Origin of the sequence: Pacificibacter marinus (assembly GCF_018860505.1) — a bacterium.
GTDB classification, from domain to species: Bacteria; Pseudomonadota; Alphaproteobacteria; order Rhodobacterales; family Rhodobacteraceae; genus Celeribacter; species Celeribacter marinus_B.
The window spans coordinates 130,631-153,764 of record NZ_JAHKPU010000030.1 but is presented as its reverse complement, the minus strand read 5'-3'; the positions used below and the strand labels follow the sequence as shown (position 1 = coordinate 153,764).

The window sequence follows — 23,134 nt, the reverse complement described above, 5'->3', positions numbered from 1 at the left end:
ACGAGCCGCGATTGTAAGCGTTTTTGCGCATCTTTTTTAATGCGCTGTTTCACCACGCTCAACCGTGAAGAAGAATTTTTCGTCATGATCTGCCTGAACGACATCATCAGGCACACTTTCTGGTCCCATTAAAAAGATGTTCGCGCCGAAATGATGATGCATGCGGGCCAGTTTTTCCATGCGGTCGCCCGTCAACTCTTCGTAGAATTTCGAATAGTTTTCGGTCGCACGCAAGGCGTCAATCTTTTCACGGTGCGCCGTGACGCATGCCTCATGTTGGGCGCGAATGTCAGGATCGGCCAGCATTTTGTCGTATTCGACTTGCAGCTTGGGGATCATGCGCTGGATCGACCGTTCTTCGACGTAGTTGTTGTTCATGCGGAACCAATAGGCGAGACCTTGGTCCCGATCGACGTGGTTCACGCGGCCCCGATCGCGTTTGACCAGAAAGCTCTCAGCTGAGCGCACGGCGTAGTGATTGAGTTGGACCATATCATAGCCGTAAGTGTCCGCGTTTGAGCGCCACGCATTGCGATATTCTTCGCGTGGCATCGGCTTACCTGAGCCATTATACCAGCGGATTTTGTCCCAAATCTGAGGCTTCAACCCTTTGGGGCGATGCACGCCGAGTTTTTTGAACAATCCGACATTTTTGAACAGGGTTTTGAAACCCCATGCTTGGTGTGGCTTGTTGGCAAATTCAGGCGCGCAATTGGTGAATTGATCTAGCAAAAAGGCATCTTCATATTCATGCACGTCGTTGTTGCCAAACAGGCGCCATGTGCATGAAATCAAGTTCGCATCGGGCAAGGCTTCGAAAAGGGCGGGCAGAGTGCCGTCGCCGATTTTGATGTCGATAAATTCATCCACATCCATAGAGATCGCCCAGTCGGATTTTTTATAGACGTCTTCTTTTTCTGCTTGTTGCAGCGCGTGGTGTTGTGGCTTGAGGCCTGTACCATGAAACGCGTTGTCGCGGTGTTGCAAAAATCCCTTTTCCTGTAACAATTCCAACAGGGTATCCGTGCCGTCTGTGCAATCATTGGTGTAGACTAGAAATCCTGTCACCCCGATGGCACGGTGATAGGCGATCCATTCCAAGATGAACGGTCCTTCGTTTTTCATGCAGGTCACGATGGCCACTGAATTGTCGCCCTTGGGCGGCTTGGCAACGCCTTCTTTTGGCATTGATACGGGCTTGTAGCCCCATTCTTTGTCGGCCATCTCGATCAACTGAGGGTTTTCAATCAAAGAGGCTTTGGGAACAATTTTAGACACTGTTTTGGCCACATGACGCAGGCCCATATAACGGAAAAACGGATAACCCACATTTGCATCAGCACCACCGATGCGGATGAGGCGAAACACGGCGTTATCAGGTAATTTGGCAGGGGCCGCACACCAGCGCCCACGTTTCTTTTTCTCGTCGAATTGAACGCAAATGTGATCGGCAAACCGCGCTGCCTTATGGTCGCGAGTCCGCCAAGGATAGCACTGACTGCCAACAAGTTGCACCACGCCGTTTTCAGCCGTTTGCGCCAGATCGAACACCGACGTGTCGCCGTTGCGCGGGATCAGATCGTAAACTTCGATGTTGGCAATAGCGCGCGCTGTTTCCAAATATCTGCGCCGCAGTATTTCGTAGATTAAGACATCGGCCAAAGGCGACGACCATGGTTCTGGATTCGGGATGGCCATACGGTCTTTGCCGGGCGCGCCTGGGGTGGCGAAGGGGTGGTTCTCGGAGGGGGACTTGCGATTGCCCAAGGGGACAGTGCATTCCACAACAAGCACACGCAAATCTGCTTGCATTGCAGCCAGACCGACCTCTAGTCCGCCGTAAAAATCGGAATCAGTGTTCGGAGCAGCCCTGTTTAAAATCACCGCCCCAGTCAAGCCTTGGTGCTTGACGTGAAAAGCCAGCCACTCCAGCACAGTCTCTGCCGTCTCGCCATTGCGTGTCGCCAAAGCCACATCGCGCCCTGCCATCAGTTCAGATTGGGATTGAACCGGCGTGATTTTGCGCGGGGTTCCAGCCAAAATCGCCGTGATGATTTCTGATTTTGGCGTGCCGACGATCCATGGCGCATTGCCGACAGAACGAAATTCGCCGTCGTCAAAGATATCTGTTGCGACAGGTTTGGGCAAAAGGCTTGTGTGATCAAAGAACAGTTCAGCCTTGCCATTGGGGGCCGCGATTGCGTCCAAAAGGGTGACGTTCTCAAAGACCTGCGCTTCGATACACTGCGTGATAAGTTCAGCCATTTTGGTCCTCAGAAACAAGAGATTTAAGTCGCGTTATGTGCGCAGAAAGTTGCGCTTGTGTTGGCGGTGTCGAGCCTGCCAGCAATTCAAGTTGCCACATGAATTCTATGACGGGGCGTTTGGATATAAGCGAGGCGAGGGCTGCGCGGTGGTGCGCAACACTTGCGGCGTGCAACGGATCGAACTGAGCGAGCGCGTCACGGGTTGCCAGTGCGGGCTCTTGCATAGGTGCGATGCGCAGGTCTTCAACAGTGTTGAAATTGCGCTCGGCCCAGTAGCCTGCAGCTATGGGTTTATTCATATGATTGGGCAAACCGCGTGCAGATTTCAGCACAAATTCTTCGACAGAGCGGATCGAATAATGATTGAGCCACGCTCGCTCGCCTTGATGCGGAACGCCATATAGGTTGATGCGCGATTGCTGTGCGGCGAACTCTGGTGGCAAGCGTTTGCCTGATGCCGTAGACCACTGCGCATCTTTGCCTTTAGGGCGATGAATGCCCAATTCACGAAAGGCCTGCGGTCTGTGCAATGTTTTGAAAAAATGCGCCAAGGGCAGGTGGATGCCATCTGGGGCTGCTCGCGTGAAGCGCGTCGTCACAGGTTGATCGGTATAAGTGCTTTGGCCTGAGTGGCCGAATAAATGCCAGCGCAGAGGCACGGCATCGGCATTCCCGATCAGCTGATCTATCTGCAAGCCATCCAAAACGAGGTATTCGTCGACGTCAAAGAACAAGGCCAAATCCGCTGATTTATAGCGATCATGTCGGGTCAAAATCTTTACAGCTTGCCATTGGACTGGCGCGTCGCCTTCGGGTTCAAACGGAATATGGGTCACAAGGCCAGCGGCCTGCAACGCGTCCAAAAGCGTATCAGTCCCGTCCGTGCAGTCGTGTGAAGCAATGAGGAAGTGATCGAAGCCCGCCGCTTGGTGATGAGCAATCCAATCAAGAATCCAAGGACACTCGTCGCGGATGCATGTGATCCCAACTGTGCTCACGTTAAACCTACCTTTGGCCAAAAGCTCACCCGTGGCCCCCTTAAAGGGGCTGGCGGTGGATAATGATTGAATACTTGCTCTTGATCAGGCTTTTTGCCCGAAATATTTACAAAATCATTTCATGCCCCCCCTGTGAAGTCAAGGCAACGCCTCTTCTCTTGTGGGCTTCGCTTTGCGCAAATATATATGTTCTTATTGGCATTTTTGTGCAATAAGACGAAAACATTATGAGGCAAATGAACATGACAGTTTCATCGCATGCGCAAGGCGCAAAACTTCCAGTCATCGGTGCGCTTTGGATGGAAGGCAAGCTTAGTTTCTTAGAACAGCTTTGCTTGAAATCTTTTCTGGATGCCGGTCATAAGGTTGTTCTTTACCATTACGGTCCGCTCGAAAATGTTCCCGAAGGAATCGAGCTTGGCGATGCCAACGAATTCCTGCCGCAATCCAATTTCTTGACGCATGAACGCACCGGCAGCCCCGCACTGCACTCAGATCTTTTCCGTTACAAAATGCTTGAGAAAAGCGACAACGTTATTTGGGCTGATACCGACGCCTATTGTATGCGCCCGTTTGTAACCGAAACCGGCCATTTTCACGGCTGGGAGTCTGGTTCCCATATCAATGGTGGTGTGCTTGGCTTGCCGAAAGATAGTGATACGCTCAAAGAACTTTTGGCGTTTACATCTGATGAATTTTCCATCCCGACTTATTACGGTGATGAATATACGAAAGAACTGGAAGAGAAAAAAGCCGCAGGCACGCCTGTGCATGCATCAGAGCAGCCATGGGGTGTTTGGGGGCCGCATGCTGTGACGCATTTCTTGCATAAAACAGGCGAAAGTAAGCATTCCTTTGCGCAAGAAGTTCTATATCCATTCACATTCAAAGACCGCAGAATGATGTTGAAACGTAACTTTGATGTATCGCCTTATGTGACAGAAAACACCATGTCTGTGCACCTTTATGGCCGCCGGATGCGTAAACGTTTGGTCGAACGTGAAGGGGGGGCGCCACACCCCAAAAGCCTACTGGGCAGCTTGTTGATTAAACACGGTATCGACCCGGAAAAAGCACCTCTTCCGCCACGCCAAGTGCAAGACGTACCCGAGTTGCATGACGCCGAGTTTCAGGCCCAAATTGGCCTTGAAGGCTTGAAAGAAAGTTTAAACTTTGGGCAAATTGCAAAGAAATATTCTGTCGAGCGTCGTTTTGTGCGCCAGTGTCGTGATAAAATCAGAGATAACGCAGCATCCTTGTTTAAGGAATAAATGAAAATGTCTGTTTTTGATGAGATGTTGAGGAATTATCCTCATCGGCGTCATTTTTTACAGACGGTCAATCTTCCGACGCAAACCCCAAAGGGCGGCGATTTTTTATATATGAAAAATCATAAAGCTGCTTGCACGACTATCCTTGCGATCTTGATGCGTAACCTTGAACAGCCTCAAGGGGGAGGCGTGACTTTGTCGATGGACGCAGTGCACGCCCCCTCTAAGTCGTTGTTGCTTACGGGGGCGCGCGGACTATCTGAGGCGCGCGTTATTGCAGCTGTTAATGATCCGAAGGTTTTTAAGTTTACAGTGGTGCGTGATCCCGTTTCGCGCACCGTTTCAGCTTATGCAGATAAAGTACTAAGTGGCCAAAGCCAAAAGACGCGTTTGATGACCTATCTGGGCAGACCTCATGACAGTAACATCACGCTAAAACAGTTTATTGCTCTACTTGCGAATGATGAGGGCGCCCGTGAGCTGGATCGTCATTGGCGCTCACAGCGAAAAGAAATTTCATATGATCAAATTGACTTTGATTACATCGGGACTGTCGACACACTTAAACCTTCGATGGATCATATTGTGAAACGTATTTTCGGGATAGAAGCACTTGGAGATAGCGTAGATACAGGCGGCGATTTGGACCGCAGAACGGAATTACAAAAGATGGTCGAGACGTTGAGTTCGAGAGATATCAAAAACCTTGAAATGGCGTTCGAGCCAGATTTTGAAATGTATGAAATGGTAAACCAAACATTTGCAAAGGTCCTGATGTAATGGATGCTGAGACCACTCATACCAAATCAGATTGGCGCCAATCCCTGCGTGCAATAGGGGATGCGCGCGGTTTTTACGAAGAGCTTGGGCCCAAGCATACGGCCCTTTATGTTGAGAACGGCGATACCCTTATCGTCACGTTTGAAAATCTCGACCATGTATTCGAGAACAGCGATGAAAAAATGCCATGGGGATTTGATTTCGTCGAGAAACGCGGTTGGTCTATGCTTGGTATGATGGCCCATGATTGGACATGGTACCGCGATGAGGCTGTATATGAGTTCTTCGACCGGTTGCGCGACGAAGGCTTTTTTGACGGCTTTAAGCGCGTGGTGTTTTATGGCGCTTCTATGGGCGGATATGCGGCAGCAGCATTTTCAGCGGCCTGCCCTGGTGCCACAGTGGTTGTGATTTCTCCGCAAGCCACATTGTCGCGTGACGATGCCAGTTGGGAAACGCGTTACCGCAAAGCATGGAAACGCGACTTTTCGACCCGCTATGGCTTTGCGCCCGCGATGACGGCAACGGCCGAAAAGGTGTTCTTATTCTATGACCCCCTTTCGCCGCTGGATGCCATGCATGCGGCCCTGTTTAGAGGGGAAAATGTTGTTAAGTTTAAGTGTCGTTATTTTGGGCATCGCATCGCGTCGATGTGGACGCGCATAGGCGTTTTAAAACCGATTGTTGAGCAATCCATTGCAGGGACGTTGACGGAACCAGATTTTTACAAAATGCTACGTGGACGACGCGAAGATACACGGTTTCAACGCGAGATGCTTGATCGGCTTGAAAAAAAGGGGCGTCCTTGGCTTATCGCAACCTATTGTGAGGCCGTTCTTGCGCGGCGTGGCGGGCCTAAATTTCGCAAGGCGATGAGGGTGGCGCATAAAAAAATGAGTGGCTGATAACGTCGCTTGATGTGAAATGGGTGAGTGGTGTTAGACAATTACAAAGCGTATATTCGGCGCAATCCTGACGCGCCCGATGCCAAAACAACCCGCGCCAGCTTTTTGACGGCGCGGCTTCGTGCTGCCATTTTACGCGGAGATCTCAAACCTGGTCAAAAGGTCAATCTGGATCGCTTGCGTGAAGAATATGACGTTTCTTTGTCACCGCTGCGCGAAGCCATTTCACGCCTATCTATCGATGGTTTGGTTCATACCCAAGATCAACGTGGCTCGACAATCGCGCCGCTCACCCTCTGTGAGTTGTCAGAAATCGGGCGATTGCGCCGCGAAGTCGATGTGCTTGCTTTGCGCACGGCCATAGCGTGCGGTGGGGCGGCATGGCGGTCGGAATTGCGGTCGGCAGCGGTTGATTTGCACTCTGCGTCACAATCTGCGGAGGCCGACCATTTCGACGAAATCTGGTCTATCGCTCATACGGAATTTCACAAAGCGCTGGTCAGCGGCTGTCAGATGCCAATGTTGATCGCCTTTTGTATGAATTTGCATGACCTGCACGATCGGTATCGACGTCAACTGTCGCCGCCGAGTGGATCCTACAGCGATCTATGGCGCGAACACGCAGAAATTGCGTCTTATGTCTTGAACGAAAACACTGATGTGGCCGCGCTTGCCCTGCAAAAGCATTTCGATAAAGAAATCGCAGCCCTTGCCGAACAGCTTGAAAACGCGTCATAAAGGCTGCGGCCATCATCGGCACGACTTTTTAAAAGGGCTATCCAAATGACCAAAAAGATTTTCATCCTCAATGGGCCAAATCTAAATCTTTTGGGCAAACGCCAACCTGAAATTTATGGTCACGATACGCTTGAGGATGTCGCGACCAACTGCGCCGCCTTGGGGGCTGAGCTTGGTCTGGAAATCGATTTGAAACAATCGAATTTTGAGGGCGGCATCGTCGAGATGATCCACGATGCGCGCGAACAGGCCGCGGGCATCATCATCAATCCGGGGGCCTACACACATACATCTGTCGCGATTTTGGATGCGCTCAACACCTTTGATGGTCCTGTTTTTGAAGTGCATATTTCGAACGTGCACAAACGCGAATCCTTTCGTCACCATTCTTATGTCTCATTGCGTGCTGACGGGGTGATGGCTGGATTTGGTGTTCAGGGCTATGAGTTGGCCTTGCGTCGCATGGCTGTCGTGCTGGGCTGATAGTGTTGCCTTAGCGTGTCAGGCGCATGGCAAGCCACGACAAGATACTCGGGGCAATCGCAATCAAAATCACAATGCGCGCCAGATGGTGCAAGGCGATATAGGCGACATCACCGTTCATCGCGATGGCGACCAATGACATCTCGGTCAATCCCCCTGGTGCATAGGCCAGCAAAACCTGTTGGACCGTTTGACCAAACAAGCTGTGCAATGCGACGGCAAACCCCAAAGACAGAGCCAGCATCACGGTGGTGGCGATGGTACTCAGCACCAGCGTCTCGACGATAAGCCTTGAGGAGGCTCCCATAAAGCGACACCCCATCATTGTGCCCAAAATGATTTGCGAACAGATCACCAAAATGGGGGGCGGGGCTGAGTGTGAAATGCCTGTCATATGTGCGATAGCGGATAAAATTAGGGGACCTAAAAGCGGCGCCGCTGGCAATTTTAAAGCTTTGCCCAACATCCAACCGAATAGGGCGCAGCTGAGTAGAATTGCGGCGCTCTTAAAATCAAACGCACCCTCTGCGCCGTTGTTTATGGCTGCGCCACCCACGTCATAGCCTAAAACGAGGCGAAAATAGACGGCGATGAAAGACACCGTGACAACAATACGCGCGGCATGTGACAAGATGATCCGCTTCTCATCGCCACCCAGTTCGCCGCCAATAATAGTCATTTCATTCAAGCCGCCCGGCATGGCAGAGAAAAACGCGGTCACAGGGTCAAGTCGTCCGATTTTGATGTAAAGCGGAACCACCACTGCGCCTGCAACGGCGATGTAAACGACCAAAGCGATCAGTGAGAACGCCCATTCTTGCAAGTGCGAAAAGGTTTGCGTGTCAAAGCCCGCGCCCAGCATGACGCCGATCACTGGCATAACATAGGGACGCAAAGCGCCAGGCCCGTGCAGAGGCGCTTTCGCAATGACGGCCAAAAAGCTGGCGAACATCGCCCCCAGCATCCATGGCAAAGGCAGACCCATAAGTGAAAACCCAAGGCCACCCGTTGTGCCAATGACCAAAGCCAATGCAATTGGGGCTGTTTTAGAGGGCAGAGTGTGGTTGAGCTTCACATTGGGACCGGATGTTGATTTTGAGATGTTTATAAGCCTGTGCGTTGGAAATGCGAGTTAAAACCCCCTTTTGTCTCAGGGGATACGCTGGGGGACTGGTGAGCATTCTGGGTGTGAGAGAACAAATACGATCAGCTGAGAGCTAAAGTTTTGTGAGGCATCTTGCGCAATGCGTCCTTTTATTTGTGGTTATTAACGTAAAAACCCATTATTTGACCACAACCTGTCCTCAACGGAGACTGTTTCAGTGCTCGATATTACTCATGTCAAAACTGTTCTTGCGGATCACTATGACCTTGCGCCTTCCCCCGAATTGGCCGCGAATATGCAAGATATCTATGACAAAATGTCCCGTGTTGTGTCCCCCGTCGATTGGGCCATATACGCCCCATACGTCAAGGCGATCAATGAGTTAAAGGTCAAGCGCAACGCGGTGATCTTGGGCCACAACTACATGACACCTGAAATTTTTCACGGCGTGTCTGACTTTGTGGGCGACAGCTTGCAGCTTGCGATCAAAGCCACCGAAGTCGAAGCTGACGTGATCGTGCAAGCCGGCGTGCACTTTATGGCCGAGACCTCGAAAATTCTCAGCCCTGATAAAATCGTACTGATGCCTGACATGGAAGCTGGCTGTTCCTTGGCCGAAAGCATCACAGCAGAGGGTGTTGAACAGATGCGCGCCAAATACCCTGGTGCGCCTGTGGTGTCTTACGTGAACACCACCGCCGAAGTGAAGGCCGCCTCTGACATTTGCTGTACGTCGTCAAATGCGGTGCAAATCGTTGATGCGATGGAAAGCGATACGGTCATCATGACCCCCGATCAATTCCTTGCGCAGAACGTAGCAAACCTGTCCAAGAAAAAGGTCGTTTTCTGGGAGGGCTCGTGCATCGTGCATGAATTGTACAAAGCCGATGATCTGCGTGCCTACCGCGAAAATGATCCTGAAGTGAAAATCATCGCACACCCTGAGTGTACGCCTGAAGTGGTCGCCGAAGCTGATTTCACTGGCTCCACGAGCGGTATCATCAAGTGGGTCCATGACAATAAGCCTGCCAAGGCGATGTTGATTACGGAATGTTCTATGGCGTCTAATATTTCAGATGAGCTGCCAGAGGTCGAATTTGCCAAGCCCTGTAACGCCTGCCCGTTTATGAAGAAAATTACGCTAGAGAAGATTTTATACGCGCTGCACACGATGGAAGGTCAAGTCGAGATCGATCCAGATATGGCCGAGAAAGCCAAGCTGTCTGTGACGCGGATGATTGATCTGTCTCGCAAACTGGGTCTGTGAGCCACGCCATGAAAGAGATCACAACCGATCGTATCGTCATTGTTGGTGCCGGCCTTGGGGCACTCTATGCAGCGCTCAAGTTGGCACCGCGGCCCGTTGTGATGATTTCCCCCGAAGTCTTGGGCGAGGGGGCAAGTTCCGCTTGGGCGCAAGGTGGTGTTGCAGCGGCGATGGACCCTTTGGATGATCCGAAAAACCATGCGGCCGACACAGTGAAAGCGGGCGCAGGCACTGTGGATGCGGATGTGGCTGATTTGGTGACACGCCACGCGCGCGACTATATTTTGGACCTCACCCGCATGGGCGCGCCCTTTGATCGCACAGCTGATGGCGGCTATGTCATGTCGCGCGAGGCAGCCCATAGTTTTGCCCGCGTTGTGCGGGTCAAAGGCGACCAAGCGGGCGCCGAGATTATGAAGGCCTTGATTGAACAAGTGCGCGAGACGCCATCCATTCAAGTGCTGGAAGGCACTATGGCAACGGGTCTGGACACAGAAGAGGGCAAGGTCACTGGCATCGCGATCCAAGACTCTGCCACTGGGCGCTCATCGCCTGTCATGTTGCGCGGGGCCGCTTATCTTTTGGCGGGCGGTGGCTCTGGTGGGCTCTACGCGATCACGACCAATCCGCCACGCATTCGTGGGCAAGTGATCGGTATGGCGGCGCGTGCTGGTGCCGAAATCACCGATGCTGAGTTTGTGCAATTCCACCCGACTGCGATGGATGTGGGCGAAGATCCAGCGCCCTTGGCGACCGAAGCTCTGCGCGGCGAAGGCGCCATTTTGATCAACAAAGATGGTGCGCGGTTCATGCAAGCCGTTCATCCCGACGCCGAACTCGCCCCGCGCGATGTTGTGGCACGGGCGATTTTTTCGCAGTGGCAAGCGGGCATGCGTCCTATGTTGGACACGCGCGCGGCTTTGGGTGAGCGTATCAAAACGCAGTTTCCTGCCGTGGCCGAGGCCTGCGCTCGCAATGGTATCGACCCCGCGCTTGAGCCCATTCCCGTGGCTGCCGCTGCGCATTACCACATGGGCGGTATCGCCACCGATACCGATGGGCGTGCTAGCCTTGAGGGCCTGTGGGTCTGCGGCGAAGCGTCTTCAACGGGGCTTCATGGGGCGAACCGTTTGGCCTCTAACGGCTTGCTAGAAGCCTTGGTTTACGCGCGCATTTGCGCCGACGACATCAGTGCTATGGTGCCAGAAACGACAAATTCGGCCATCACCACGCCTTTGGATATTCAGTTTGAACAGGGCGGTGTCGCGCCTGATCCTGACGCCGTCATGAGCCTGCGCCAAACGATGACCTCGCTGGTTGGCGTTGTGCGTGATGAAGCGGGCCTTAAAGAAGCCTTGCGCAAAATTGATGCGCTTGAGGCAGCTCATTCTGACAGCCCCTCGTTCATGAACATGTGCGCCACGGCCACATTGATCGCGGGCTGTGCGCTGCTGCGTTGTGAAAGTCGCGGGGCGCATGAGCGTTCTGATTTCCCTGATACGGATGCGGGCGAGGGCATTCGCTCTAAAGCACAATTGACAGATATGCTCGCTTTGCGGGCCAAAATTGCTAAGGACACAGTATGAGTTTTTCCACCGTTCCCGATCTCGTGCTTGAACCGATGGTGCGCAATGCTTTGCTTGAAGACTTAGGGTCTTATGGTGATGTCACCACCCGCGCTGTGATCCCTGCGAGCACGCAATATGATGCCCGCATCAATGCCCGTGAAGACGCGATTGTGTCTGGCATGCAAGTGGCCGCCTTGGCATTTCGCCTGATCGATCCAAGCCTTGAGATTGCGGTGCATATCGCCGATGGACAGGCTTGCGCTAAGGGCGACACTTTGATGACCATCAAGGGCGCTGCTGCGTCGATCCTGTCGGGCGAACGCGTGGCGTTGAACTACGCGGGGCGTCTTACAGGGATCGCGACCAAAACCGCTGGGTTTGTGGCCGAGGCTAAAGGCACCAAGTCCCGCATTACTTGTACACGCAAAACCACGCCGAACATGCGCTTGGTTGAAAAACTGGCGGTGCTGCACGGAGGCGGGTTCAATCACCGTTATTCCTTGTCTGATGCCATCTTGATCAAAGACAACCATATCGCCGCCGCAGGTGGCGTGCGCGAAGTTTTGGAAGCCTCTAAAGCCCATGCCAGCCACATGATGGCCGTTGAAATCGAAGTGGATCGCTTGGATCAATTGGCACAAGTGCTAGAGGTCGGCGGCGCAAGCGTTGTGTTGCTTGATAATATGGACAACGACACCCTGCGCGAAGCTGTGGCGATGGTTGCAGGCCGGATGCTGACTGAGGCCAGCGGCAATGTTACCCTTGATCGTATCGCGTCAATTGCAGCGACTGGGGTGGATTATATTTCCTCTGGCGCGCTCACGCATTCTGCGCGCACAGTTGATCTTGGGCTCGACTTCTAAGCCACAGCCTAAGATGTCAGTGTTGAAATATGCTAAATAAGATGCTGAGGCGTCTGTTTTAAGGCAGAATGATCGAAAAACTGACTGAGGTGGTCGGAGGCCTTGACGGCAGAAGACTTGTAACGTTTTTGGGGACGATCTGAAAAATTGGGGCAGTGACCGACTGGGGCCGTTTGGGGGCTGTTTCGGCCCATTGCCGACTTTTAGCCATATCATAACGCCTGCCATTGTTTTGAACTGCAAAATTTGTCGATCATGTAAGACTTCGGATCAGGATGTCTTACGTGATACATTCTGACGCCCGAAATGTTCGATCAGAAAATCCATGAACACACGCACCTTGGCAGAGACGACGTTGCTTTTGGGGTAGATCAGCCAAAGCGCCGGTTTGTTGGCCAATTCGTAGTCGGGCAAAACACGCACCAAGGTCCCCTCTGCAATTTCCTTTTGCACAGCCCAGAGCGAGTTGATGGAAATGCCCCCACCGTCGAGAGTCGTGAGTTTTTGGGTCAGCCCATCGTTCACGGTCAGGTAATGGGCTGCAGCCTTGGGGTCGAACTGCATTTGCGTGCCGTCATGTGAGGCCAGCGATCTGGCTTCATTATTTTTGAACGCTATTAACCGATGTTTCGTCAAACCTTCAGCGGTATTGGGGGTGCCGTAGCGTTCAAGATAGGCCGGAGAGGCACACAGGATGCGCGTATCATCGGCGAGCTTGCGCGCGGTAAGGCTGCTATCGGCAAGTGCAGAATTGCGCAACGCAAGATCATAGCTGCCCTCGATCAGATCGAACTCGGAATCTGAGAGATGCAGGTCCAGCCGCAGGTCAGGATATTTGTCCATAAACTTAGGCAACAGCGGCGCGATATAGAGTTGGGCAAACGTGCTGGGGGCGGCAAAGCGCAATGTGCCGCTGATTGTTGTCCGCCCGGTCCCAAGGGCTGCGAGCGCAGTTTCCTCTAAGGCGATCATTTCGCGTGCATAGGGCAAAAAATCACGCCCCTCTAAGGACAGCGATACTTTGCGGGTTGATCGGTGCAACAGGTCCGCGCCGACAAGATGTTCTAACTTTGCAATACGCGTGCTCGCGACGGCAGGTGCCATGCCAAGTGCGCGACCAGCGGCACTGATGTTCAATGTCTCACAGGCGAGAACGAAAAGTCGAAGGGTTTGCGTGTCCATATTTTATACTTTTTCGGAATACTGAATTAAAATATGACTTATTTATATAATTTTTGGAAGTGATAAGTCTGATTGCAAGCCAGATACAGGAGCTTCCAATGACCAAGACCATTCTCATCACAGGGTCCACTGACGGGATCGGCCTTTTGACCGCGCAAACCCTTGCCGCAGAGGGGCATACTGTCCTTTTACACGGGCGCAATGCGGCCAAGTTAGAGGCAGCAGCGCACACCATCAAAGGCTCACCCGAGCAATACATGGCCGACCTGTCGCATATGGCTGACGTGCACGGATTGGTCGATGCCATTCGCGCCAAGCACAGCCAGATCGATGTGGTGATCAACAACGCAGGCATCTTGAAAGCCCCGAACACCGTGACCAAAGGCGGCTATGATCTGCGCTTTATGGTGAATACCATTGCCCCTTATGTGCTGACCCGCGACCTTTTGCCGATCATCGCAAAAGACGGTCGCGTCGTGAATCTGTCCTCAGCGGCGCAAGCGCCCGTTGATTTGAATGCCTTTCACGGCGGTAAAGCATTGGACGATATGGACGCCTATGCACAAAGCAAACTCGCGCTCACCATCTGGTCGCGCGAAATGGCGAAAACATTGCCGGAGGGACCTGTAATTATCGCGGTTAATCCTGGTTCTTTGTTGGCGTCCAAAATGGTCAAAGAGGGCTTTGGTATTGCGGGCAACGACCTGAGTATTGGCGCGAGTATCCTATGCGAAGCGGCTTTGGGCGCAAGTTTTTCCAAGGCGAGTGGTAAATATTTTGACAATGACAGTCAGCAATTCGCCCAGCCCCATGTAGCAGCCCTTGATGCCACCCACAGCGCCGAGGTGATGCGGGGTCTCGATGAGGCCGCAGCCATGCTTGGCTAAGTTCATACGAAGACCCCTCTCATTAAGGCCGATGCCGTGCACGGCCACATCAGGAGCATAGACAATGCAAGCCAACGCCCTCGAACGCGCCCGCGCGATCAATCGACCTGCGCGTGACGAAATGTTGCAACGCAGCCCGTCCGTTCAGACATTCTGGGCGCAAAACACGCCCTTGTTTCAGGACGCATGGATGCAATGGGAGGCCAGCACCGGCCAAGCGCCCATTCTGGACAATAGCCTTTATGACCCTCAATTGCGCGAGGCCATCGCGCAGGCTTGGGCCGATCCAAGCAAAGAAACCCTCGTGCGAGACCTTTGGACAGAAGTCTTTCCCGGTGTTTACGAGGCGCAGTTTTTTGACCCCGCCCGCCTGTCGATTTTGCGTGACTATCTTGAAAATGTTGCCGACGCGGGTATCCCGCTGCGCCCGCCCTATGGCATTTCGCTCAACCGTGGTGGCGCGATGCTCGACTCGCGCTCGGAGGGCTATCTTGCCGCGCCGAATTTTCAAGCGTTTTACAGTGACTTGATGGACACTTACATGCGGCCCATCTCGCGGCTCTTGTTTCCCGATACTGTCGGATACGACACGCAAACCTTCGGCTTCTCAATCCAGTGGCAAGCGGATGCGGACAGGTCATTGCGCGCCCATACGGATGCATCGTCGGTGACGTTGAACATCAACCTCAATCTTCCGGACGAAGCCTTTTCCGGCTCAGGCGTGAAGTTCTTTGACCGCGAAACCCGTCGAGTGGAGGAACTGAGTTTTGCCTCCGGAAAAGCCCTGATCCACCACGGCAGCGTGCCCCATGAGTCCATGCCGATCACCGAAGGCGAGAGGACAAACTTTGTCCTTTGGCTCTATGGTGACAAGGGGCAGGTGCCGAATTTTGGCGCATCAGATCGCGCGATTGACGCCAAAGAGCGCTGGTCCGTTCCAACGACTCCCAAAGACGCTTTCGCCCCATTTTAAGGCGCAAGCATCCCCGTACTCATCAAGAGGGCGGAATGCCCTCTCCCACAAAACCCTTCAAACCTTCTCAAGGATACTTCTCATGAAAGCTTCAACCATTACCGCCTACGGCGAGGTCGCCACCTTTGAAATCGCCGATCTTCCCAAACCTACACCGACCGCAGGCCACGTGGTCGTGCGCATTGCCGCAAGCAGCGTGAACACCGTCGACACCATGATCCGCTCAATGGGCGCTGATCTGCCTTTGTCCCCCGCGTTGCCCGCAGTTTTGGGTATGGACTTCGCGGGTGTTGTCGAGGCTGTTGGCGACGGTGTGACCGAATTTGCCGTTGGTGACGAAGTCTACGGCTGTGCAGGTGGTCTGGCCGATATCCAAGGGGCGCTTGCTGAGTTCATGCTGGCGGATGCCCAATTGATCGCCCATAAACCTAAATCCATCTCGATGCGCGAAGCCGCAGCAATGCCCTTGGTTGGCATCACTGCCCTTGAAGGACTTGAGCGGGCAGGTGTCTCAGCGGGCCAAAAAGTTCTTGTTCAAGGTGGCGCTGGCGGTGTTGGCCATTTGGTCGTGCAGCTGGCCAAATATTTTGGTGCGGACGTTTATGCAACCGTTTCCAAAGCTCAACAGATTGAGATCATCAAGGGCTACGGAGCCACTCCCATCAATTATACCTCGGAAAAGATTGCTGACTACGTGGCAGAGTATACTGATAGCGTGGGCTTTGATCTGATCTTTGATACTGTTGGCGGGGCCAATATGGCCAATTCCTTCGAAGCTGCGGCGCTCAATGCAAATATCGCCTCCACTGTGTCGCTTTTGGAAATTGATCTGTCACCGGCACATTTCAAAGGCCTATCCTTGCACATCGTCTTTATGCTGCTGCCAATGCTGAGCGGGCAAGGTCGCGCTAAGCACGGTGAGATTTTGGCAAAACTCGCTGAAATTGTCGACGCAGGTGCGTTGAAGCCTTTGCTTGATGATACGATTTTCGACCTTGATCATGTTGGAGATGCTTATGATCGCCTGACAAGCGGACAGGCCATTGGCAAAGTTGTCATTGATGTCTAACTAAAACGGAATACTGAAAGAACAAAAACGTGGGATCGTTGATCAAATACGATTGCTTCAATGGCAGAGATCTCGGCAAGCCCTGATGGGGTTACCGAGGGCAGTTTGAATTCTTTTTTGGGTGTCGCATATGGTCGATGGGACGTGGTGACGGGTAGGGGGATGATCGTGAACCAGAACCTTAGACAGCCCAAAAGACGTACATCAGACAGCTTTAACATTTTCGCCCTAAGCCCTGTTTTTAGAGATGTCGATCACGTTGAGCGGGCTAGTTTGCGCTGCCGATTGTCCCAGTGAAGGTGTGTGTTACGTGCAAGTCGTGCGCAGCTGTCGTTTAGGCCAAGTCGGTTTGACCAACGCGCCATCGATCGTGTTGGAATGGCATGGATGTCCCCAATCCCGTCAACGAGAACGCATTCCACTGGGCCGAGCGTCTGATCGTTACTACGCTGCCCAAAAACGAAATTATTTGCATTGAGGTCACTCGCACGAATTTCGTAGTCATAAATTCGACCAATGCAGTCGTTGAGCAAATCTAAATCAGCATCCGTAAAATCGCCCGTACGTACTTTTTCACCCAGAGTTTTGCCAAGGGTTCCATCGGGCGCCATGACGCGCTCTGTCAGACACCCCAACCCTAGGTTGGTGGCGGCAAAACCATGCATATGACTGAACGGCGCATTGAACTCTGCAGAGGGATGGTTCAAGCAAACGCGTAGATATTCTTGATATTCTTTGCGAATTTGACGAATGCGGGTGCTGGGGAAAAAGCGAGTGGCCAAACCATTAAAGTTGTAGCGACGCGGAATGTCCTGTGACGGTTTGAGAACTTTTACAAGTTTCGTGCTGTCATATGGGTGCAGATATACATCTCGTTGACCACCGCTGGTGACTTTTTCTTCTTTATTTAATGTGATGCCTATCATGACAGTTTTATGACAGTGCGCGAGTGAAACTGCAATAGAGGGCAAGCGTGTTGCTGGTGTCCGGAGCGACTAGAGACCCATAATGGAATCACTGGTGTCACCTAGGCAGGCCTTCGGAAAAATTGCCCCCTAGACTGTTTTCTGACCCTCTAGACCCCATAGGTGGTTTGGCTGGGTTACAAACGCTCACCTTTGGTGTTCCCCGTAGCATCCGCCGTGGTGCGCCAAGATGTTTGGATTTCTGCAGTAGGATAGTCGGTCACATTGCTTTGCACTCGTTGTGGAGTTGGCACGAGGTCGTAAACGAATGCCGGCTTTCGTTTGCCGCTATCGCTGTCTGAGATCAAGGCGATGCTTGCTTTTTCGGAGTTGAGGCCCCGGTTCTCGCCAGCTTAAAAAATTCAATGACCGTTCGCGAAGGCATTTATATCTAACAAGACTTTCAACTCGCGGACAATCAAGATTCAAGGCTGATATTATAGAGCTCAGACGCCGCTGTACCATCTGATCCAATGCTCCAAGCATTGCGCGCCTGTCTTACTGCACTGAAATTTACCTCTTTTTCGTGCTGGGTGTGGGGCCAGTCACTGCCCCAGACGATATGTTGATCACCTATCTTGGATCGAATTTCTTGGGCGTGGCCCGTCACATCAAAGGGGGTTCGATAATGGCCGGAGAATTTGAAATAAAGCGATGTGGCGTCTGACAAGCTGTTGGTGGATTTGATCATAGGGTCACACATCGGATTGGGCTCGGATGGCAATCCAAAATGGTCAATTACGATGCGAAGGCCTTGATCCACCAATTGTGGCAGAACAGGCGCAAGGCGCGCCCCTTCGAGGTGTAGTTCAAGGTGAAGGTTGCGTGCGCGCAATTTTGCCAACAGTCCTTGGACCTCAGGTGCGTTCACATCAGGGATGGCTTTGCCGCGCACAAGATTCCAACGGATTCCACGCACACCTGCGTCAACAAGATGATCAAGCTCTGCATCAGAGATATCCATGGGCACGACCGCGACGCCAGCAAAACGGTTCAGGTCCAATTTGGCTAAGGCGGAACAAAGTTCGGAATTGTCTGTGCCGAGAAAGCTCACTTGAACTATGACGCCTCCCTTCAAGCCATGTCGATCTTGAAGATCAAGCCAATTTTGCAAAGGCGCAGGGGTGGCAGGGCAGTATCGTGCGCCCGCAACAGCCGCGACAGTTTCGTAAACATGCGCATGGCAATCAAAGTCTATCATCAATTCGCTCTCCTAATTCATATATATGACCAGTTGACTGAATGGGTCAATATGTACTATGCCAGAAAGGGGAGGATATGATGAATACAGAATTAAGCACCACTGACGCACGGCTTCCGGCCTATGCACGACTGCGCGACACGCTTGCGGCGCGCATTGCAAATGGTGAATGGACGGCCGACCAACCCATTCCTTCTGAGGCACGTTTGGCGCAAGAATACAGCTTGTCCGTCGGCACGGTGCGCAAGGGCGTTGACGGCTTGGTAAGCGAAGGTTTGCTTGAGCGACGCCAAGGATCGGGCACCTATGTTAAGGCGCCATCCTTTGATGCGACCCTGTTCCGGTTTTTTCAATGGCGTGATGTGGATGGTGTGCAACTGTCCATTCCGTCCAGCAAGTTGATTTTGCGCAGCCTCAACAAAGCCCCAAGCGAGGCAGTCGCCGCACTTGGCACGACGGACGTCATCAAAACCGTCCGCTTGCGCAGCCTGTCCGACGTGCCTGTGCTGTTCGAAGAAATCTATGTGCCAGTCTCAAAGTTCTCCGGTTTTGAAGTGCTGCCAGAAGCTGACATGGGGCCCCTGCTTTATCCGCTGTATTTCGAACACTTCGGTGTTCTCGTAAAGCGCGCCACGGATGAATTATCTTTTGATACGGCGTCAGAAGTCGCCGCATCACAGTTGTGTTTGAAGATAGGCGATCCAATTGCCGTCATCCGCAGAACGGCTTTCGACATCGAAGGCAATCCGGTTGAGTGGCGAATTGCGCGCGGGAGTGCCGCGCAATTCCGTTACCGCACTGAAATTACCTAAATTACCAAACACCAAGGGAGAGAGACGATGAAAATCAAAACAACACTCATCAGCCTAACCGCGGCGGCGGCCATGGCGACACCGGCGTTTGCCGAATACCCAGAACGTGCAATCGAACTGACTATTCCAGCCGGCGCAGGTGGCGGCACCGATACTAGCGCACGTAAGCTGGCAATTTTGCTGGAAGAAGCACTCGGCCAATCTATCGCGGTTCTGAACGTTGGCGGCGGCGGTGGTTCTGTGGGGGCATCGCAATTTATGCAGGCAAAACCGGACGGTTATTCTCTGTTTGCAACTTGGAACAGCCCGCTGACAACTGTGCCACAGTTGCAGAACGTTGCTTATACGCTCGACAGCTTCACCCCGATCGCATCTACGTCTGAAACTGCATATACACTTTGCGTTGACGCGGACTTTCCGGCGGAAACAGGCGAGGAGTTCTTGGCCGAACTTGCAGCAAACCCTGACAAATACACCTATGGTAATGACGGCATCGGCGGCACAATGCAGCTCGCGGCAGAACGTATTTTCCAAGCCCGTGAGATTTCGGCAATCGCCATTCCGTTTGGCGGCGCTGGCGAGACATTGCAGAACTTTCTAGGCGGTCACGTCGACATTTACGGCGGTTCCATCTCCACAGTTCTGCCTTATGTCGAAACCGGCAAAGCGAAATGTTTGCTCGTCACATCCGCTGCTGATGTTCCGGCACTTGAGCAGGCATCTGGTCTGGCTGCCGTAGGTATGCCAGAAAATGAAACACTTTTGTGGCGTGCGATCCTCGGGCCACAAGGCATGGACCCAGAAATTGTTGAAATGCTGGGTGCCATTATCGAAACGGCGGTAAATGACCCGTCTTACGTCAAGTTCCTCGCCACAAAGGGCGAAGTTCCGAATGTCGTGCTTGGCGCTAACTTAGGCGCACGTTTGCAGGCCGAATTTGACGCATTGGCGGCAGTTTCTGCCAGCCTCGGCCTCGGTCAATAATGGAGCGGCGTCAGGATATCGCGCTAGGCCTCATCTTTGTGGGGCTTGGTATTGCAGCGGCTTGGATGGCAACATCTTATAGCGGCGCGGGGGGCACCTATCCGATGGTGCTTGGTGTAATTTTGACGCTTCTTGGCGGGACCGTCGCCCTTCGGGCGGTGCGTAAAGGGGCCAACAAGGCCCGTTTGCTCGTGGATGCGCCCGTAAAAATGATCACGGCGGTTGTTATCGCCGCGATCTACGTCACACTTGTTGTGCCACTTGGCTTTTATACGTCGTCGTTCTTGTTGATGCTGGCGCTGCCCATCGCGCTAGGATTCCGACAGGGTATCTATGCGCTGATCGTCGCATTGGTCTTTATGACCGTTGTCTACCTTGTTTTCTCGGTGCTGCTTGAAAAACCGCTGCCGAGCGAAGCTTTGGCACCCTTATTCGGCTTGGGAGTATAAGAGATGGAATTTTATACTCAGGCGCTTAGCAATGTTTTGACCTTCTGGCCTTTGATTGCCATGATCGGGTCCACACTTTTAGGTGTATTCATCGGCGCATTGCCGGGCCTGAATCCCGTTATGGCAATCGCGCTATTACTCCCGCTGACCTACTCAATGGACCCATTGGTAGCCCTTGGGATGGTCGCAGGCATTTACAACGGGTCGATGTACGGCGGCGCTATCCCTGCGATTCTGCTGCGTATTCCTGGTACTCCGGCGTCCATCGCCACGACGTTCGACGGCTTTCCGATGGCCGACAAAGGCGAAGCCTCCAAAGCACTGAAAATCGCCTGTTGGTCCTCAGCTGTGGGGGGAATCGTATCTGCAATTGCGTTGATGACGATGGGGCCGTTGCTCGCTCGTGTGACGTTGTTCTTCGGGCCCGCCGAATATTTCTGGATCGCTATCTTTGGCATGGCGTCTGTTGGTGTCATGGTCGGGTCTGATCCGATCAAAGGCATTATGGCCGCCGTTATCGGGCTGCTGATCGGCACGATGGGCATTGATTCTCTGTCAGGCCAAGCCCGATTTACATTCGGGCAAACTTGGTTGCTTGGCGGTCTTGACCTAATTGTTGTTCTCGTGGGCCTTTATGCCCTACCGCCAGTCCTTCAACTGGCTGAAAAATGCGACCTGAAAGGGCTATCAGCAGCACAATTGAAACTGACGAATACCCCCTTCAATAAAGGGGAAATTCGCGGGCTGATCCCGACGTGGATCCGGTCTTCTGGCATTGGTATCGGAGTGGGCATCTTACCCGGTGCAGGGGGCAACATCGCGGCTTTCCTTAGCTACAACGCGGCCAAGAACGCATCGGATGATCCTGACAGCTTTGGCAAGGGCAACCCTCAAGGCGTCGCCGCTGCTGAGTGTGGCAATAACGCGGACAACGCAGCGTCTATGATCCCCGCTTTAGCGCTTGGTATTCCGGGCAATGTGGTTGCGGCCCTCGTGCTGAGTGCGTTGACCATTCACGGGTTGCAACCTGGTCCGCAATTGTTCCACCAAAATCCCACCCTTGTCGGCGGGTTCATGATGGAAATGTTGATCACATCCTTATTGATCCTGCTGCTTGGCGGGGCTGTTGCCACCCGCGTATTTGCCCAGTTCCAGCGCCTCCCCGGTGTTTTACTGGTTCCCTCTATCCTGACTCTGATGTGTGTCGGCGTCTACGTCATCAACGGGCGACCTGTCGACTTATGGGTCATGCTGCTTGCGGGCGTTGCCGGATATTTCCTTGAGAAAGTGAACGTACCACTGGCGCCAATCATTCTCGGCATGATCCTTGGTCCAATGGCGGAGCAAAGCGTGCGACGTGCACTGTTGATCAGCCGCGGCGATGCGACAGAGCTGTTAACCCGCCCAATCTCCGCCACGCTTGCTGTGGCCACCGTGCTTGTGGTGGCTTGGCCATTGATTAAGGCCGTGCGCCGCAAGAGAGCAATTGCTACGAAAAGCGACTGATTTGGCGTTCCTGTTGTTGTAAAGACCTTACATAGGCGGTTGGTCACCGCTGCGATGCGTGTGATCATAGAGCCTTGAGCTGTTGTAAAAACGGCCCTTTGCTGCCGTCTATGTTGAGCGTCTCGAATGTCCGGTTCTAGCCCTTTCTGCTCCCCTACATGAGCAAACTTATGGACAGGTTTTCGGCAAATACGGATTGCGCACAGGATCGAGGTGTTCGAACCGCATCCATTTCTTTGACCAGTTGTAGTGTTCGGTTCGCCCATCAGTTTGCGCGACAAGTATGGCATGATATTCCCAAATATAGCTGCCGCTGGGACTTGTCCGTTGCGATCGGATTTGGGGCAGGCGCATTTCCCATATGGAGTTTAATTCAGTGTCGTACTCACTTGGATTGGGCACAAGAATGCATGCAGTACCAGTGTGTGTTTTTACACCGCGATGTGCATACATGCTGATCGCGGAGCCCCATGACCAGCTGGCCATGAGAAATAGAACCAAAGCCCCCGTGCATCGATACCCCCGCTTGTTTTGATTGGGCGACATGATCGCACTGAGCAGCAAGAGATAACCCACGACCCCAAAAACATAAAAGAGCATGATGGCCCCGCTCGCTGATGTGCCTTCTGCCCATGTCATCAACGCGAGAAGCGCGCCGATGATGAGGAGGGCTGTGGCGAGAACCGCAGTTGCTTTTGAGGGACTGGCACGTTTGCTCTGAGGTTTTGCAGCCAAATGCGCTGCAATAAAACCTAGGATGCAGCAAACGGCCCCGAATACAGCGCCTTTTTCGGGCGACGTGGAAAGCCAGCTGCTGATCCAGAATAGGAGAACAACGAATGTCGGTATAGTTTTCAAAAC

22 protein-coding genes are annotated in these 23,134 nt (G+C 52.9%); 15 read left to right on the top strand and 7 right to left on the bottom strand.

The window, feature by feature from the left end:
- Positions 1 to 36: 36 nt before the first annotated feature.
- Both KO503_RS10880 and KO503_RS10875 read right to left on the bottom strand, forming a co-directional pair.
- Positions 37 to 2,265 (bottom strand): glycosyltransferase family 2 protein, encoded by a 2,229-nt coding sequence (locus tag KO503_RS10880; RefSeq protein WP_215991578.1) that lies wholly within the window; start codon positions 2,263 to 2,265, stop codon positions 37 to 39.
- The gene (locus KO503_RS10875; RefSeq protein ID WP_303504745.1) at positions 2,258 to 3,265 is read right to left on the bottom strand and encodes a glycosyltransferase family 2 protein; all 1,008 of its coding nucleotides are present in this window, start codon (positions 3,263 to 3,265) and stop codon (positions 2,258 to 2,260) included. The genes KO503_RS10880 and KO503_RS10875 overlap by 8 nt, the downstream gene beginning before the upstream one ends.
- Positions 3,266 to 3,507: 242 nt before the next feature.
- On the opposite strand from KO503_RS10875, the gene KO503_RS10870 reads away from it, so the two are divergent.
- Genes KO503_RS10870 through aroQ form a run of 5 tightly spaced genes read left to right on the top strand, consistent with a single transcriptional unit; the run spans position 3,508 to position 7,442 of the window.
- Entirely contained in the window at positions 3,508 to 4,536 is a 1,029-nt protein-coding gene (locus KO503_RS10870; protein ID WP_252731041.1) for a hypothetical protein, read from the top strand.
- Between the two features lie 6 nt (positions 4,537 to 4,542).
- Positions 4,543 to 5,316, top strand: coding sequence for a sulfotransferase family 2 domain-containing protein (locus KO503_RS10865; protein ID WP_215991577.1), 774 nt, complete (start codon positions 4,543 to 4,545; stop codon positions 5,314 to 5,316).
- On the top strand, positions 5,316 to 6,221 hold the full coding sequence (locus KO503_RS10860; RefSeq protein ID WP_215991576.1) for a phosphoadenosine phosphosulfate reductase: 906 nt from the start codon (positions 5,316 to 5,318) through the stop codon (positions 6,219 to 6,221). Before KO503_RS10865 ends, KO503_RS10860 begins: the two co-directional genes overlap by 1 nt.
- A gap of 30 nt (positions 6,222 to 6,251) precedes the next feature.
- Positions 6,252 to 6,959 (top strand): GntR family transcriptional regulator, encoded by a 708-nt coding sequence (locus KO503_RS10855; protein WP_215991575.1) that lies wholly within the window; start codon positions 6,252 to 6,254, stop codon positions 6,957 to 6,959.
- Between the two features lie 45 nt (positions 6,960 to 7,004).
- On the top strand, positions 7,005 to 7,442 hold the full coding sequence (gene aroQ, locus KO503_RS10850; protein WP_215942502.1) for a type II 3-dehydroquinate dehydratase: 438 nt from the start codon (positions 7,005 to 7,007) through the stop codon (positions 7,440 to 7,442).
- Between the two features lie 10 nt (positions 7,443 to 7,452).
- Here aroQ and KO503_RS10845 read toward each other — a convergent pair whose 3' ends face one another.
- On the bottom strand, positions 7,453 to 8,517 hold the full coding sequence (locus KO503_RS10845; protein WP_303504750.1) for an AbrB family transcriptional regulator: 1,065 nt from the start codon (positions 8,515 to 8,517) through the stop codon (positions 7,453 to 7,455).
- Between the two features lie 247 nt (positions 8,518 to 8,764).
- Between KO503_RS10845 and nadA the strand changes: the two genes are divergently transcribed.
- Genes nadA through nadC form a run of 3 tightly spaced genes read left to right on the top strand, consistent with a single transcriptional unit; the run spans position 8,765 to position 12,245 of the window.
- A complete protein-coding gene (gene nadA / locus KO503_RS10840) occupies positions 8,765 to 9,814 on the top strand; it encodes a quinolinate synthase NadA (RefSeq protein WP_215991574.1) in 1,050 nt (349 codons plus the stop codon).
- Between the two features lie 8 nt (positions 9,815 to 9,822).
- A complete protein-coding gene (locus KO503_RS10835) occupies positions 9,823 to 11,400 on the top strand; it encodes an L-aspartate oxidase (RefSeq protein WP_215991573.1) in 1,578 nt (525 codons plus the stop codon).
- Positions 11,397 to 12,245, top strand: coding sequence for a carboxylating nicotinate-nucleotide diphosphorylase (nadC, locus tag KO503_RS10830; protein ID WP_215991572.1), 849 nt, complete (start codon positions 11,397 to 11,399; stop codon positions 12,243 to 12,245). The genes KO503_RS10835 and nadC overlap by 4 nt, the downstream gene beginning before the upstream one ends.
- Before the next feature lie 270 nt (positions 12,246 to 12,515).
- Here nadC and KO503_RS10825 read toward each other — a convergent pair whose 3' ends face one another.
- The gene (locus KO503_RS10825) at positions 12,516 to 13,427 is read right to left on the bottom strand and encodes a LysR family transcriptional regulator (protein WP_215991571.1); all 912 of its coding nucleotides are present in this window, start codon (positions 13,425 to 13,427) and stop codon (positions 12,516 to 12,518) included.
- Positions 13,428 to 13,525: 98 nt separating this feature from the next.
- On the opposite strand from KO503_RS10825, the gene KO503_RS10820 reads away from it, so the two are divergent.
- The 3 genes from KO503_RS10820 (at position 13,526) to KO503_RS10810 (ending at position 16,356) form a co-directional block, all read left to right on the top strand.
- Positions 13,526 to 14,314 carry an SDR family NAD(P)-dependent oxidoreductase gene (locus KO503_RS10820; RefSeq protein ID WP_215991570.1) on the top strand — a complete coding sequence of 263 codons (789 nt, stop codon included), beginning with the start codon at positions 13,526 to 13,528 and terminating at the stop codon, positions 14,312 to 14,314.
- 64 nt (positions 14,315 to 14,378) lie between these two features.
- On the top strand, positions 14,379 to 15,287 hold the full coding sequence (locus tag KO503_RS10815; protein ID WP_215991569.1) for a 2OG-Fe(II) oxygenase: 909 nt from the start codon (positions 14,379 to 14,381) through the stop codon (positions 15,285 to 15,287).
- An 82-nt stretch (positions 15,288 to 15,369) separates the two neighbouring features.
- A complete protein-coding gene (locus KO503_RS10810; protein WP_215991568.1) occupies positions 15,370 to 16,356 on the top strand; it encodes a zinc-dependent alcohol dehydrogenase family protein in 987 nt (328 codons plus the stop codon).
- A gap of 254 nt (positions 16,357 to 16,610) precedes the next feature.
- Here KO503_RS10810 and KO503_RS10805 read toward each other — a convergent pair whose 3' ends face one another.
- Together KO503_RS10805 and KO503_RS10800 are read right to left on the bottom strand one after the other, a co-directional pair.
- Complete coding sequence (locus tag KO503_RS10805; protein WP_215991567.1) at positions 16,611 to 17,282, bottom strand: YrbL family protein; 672 nt, start codon at positions 17,280 to 17,282, stop codon at positions 16,611 to 16,613.
- 457 nt (positions 17,283 to 17,739) lie between these two features.
- Positions 17,740 to 18,522, bottom strand: a complete 783-nt coding sequence (locus tag KO503_RS10800) for an amidohydrolase family protein (RefSeq protein WP_215991566.1) — start codon at positions 18,520 to 18,522, stop codon at positions 17,740 to 17,742.
- A 77-nt stretch (positions 18,523 to 18,599) separates the two neighbouring features.
- Here KO503_RS10800 and KO503_RS10795 point away from each other — a divergent pair, with 77 nt between their 5' ends.
- Genes KO503_RS10795 through KO503_RS10780 form a run of 4 tightly spaced genes read left to right on the top strand, consistent with a single transcriptional unit; the run spans position 18,600 to position 22,273 of the window.
- Entirely contained in the window at positions 18,600 to 19,334 is a 735-nt protein-coding gene (locus tag KO503_RS10795; RefSeq protein WP_252731040.1) for a GntR family transcriptional regulator, read from the top strand.
- A 27-nt stretch (positions 19,335 to 19,361) separates the two neighbouring features.
- Complete coding sequence (locus KO503_RS10790) at positions 19,362 to 20,318, top strand: tripartite tricarboxylate transporter substrate binding protein (RefSeq protein ID WP_215991565.1); 957 nt, start codon at positions 19,362 to 19,364, stop codon at positions 20,316 to 20,318.
- The gene (locus KO503_RS10785; RefSeq protein ID WP_215991564.1) at positions 20,318 to 20,767 is read left to right on the top strand and encodes a tripartite tricarboxylate transporter TctB family protein; all 450 of its coding nucleotides are present in this window, start codon (positions 20,318 to 20,320) and stop codon (positions 20,765 to 20,767) included. The genes KO503_RS10790 and KO503_RS10785 overlap by 1 nt, the downstream gene beginning before the upstream one ends.
- 3 nt (positions 20,768 to 20,770) lie before the next feature.
- Positions 20,771 to 22,273 (top strand): tripartite tricarboxylate transporter permease, encoded by a 1,503-nt coding sequence (locus KO503_RS10780; RefSeq protein ID WP_215991563.1) that lies wholly within the window; start codon positions 20,771 to 20,773, stop codon positions 22,271 to 22,273.
- Between the two features lie 168 nt (positions 22,274 to 22,441).
- Here the strand turns inward: KO503_RS10780 and KO503_RS10775 are convergent, their stop codons facing one another.
- The gene (locus tag KO503_RS10775) at positions 22,442 to 23,131 is read right to left on the bottom strand and encodes a hypothetical protein (protein ID WP_215991562.1); all 690 of its coding nucleotides are present in this window, start codon (positions 23,129 to 23,131) and stop codon (positions 22,442 to 22,444) included.
- Positions 23,132 to 23,134 lie beyond the last annotated feature (3 nt).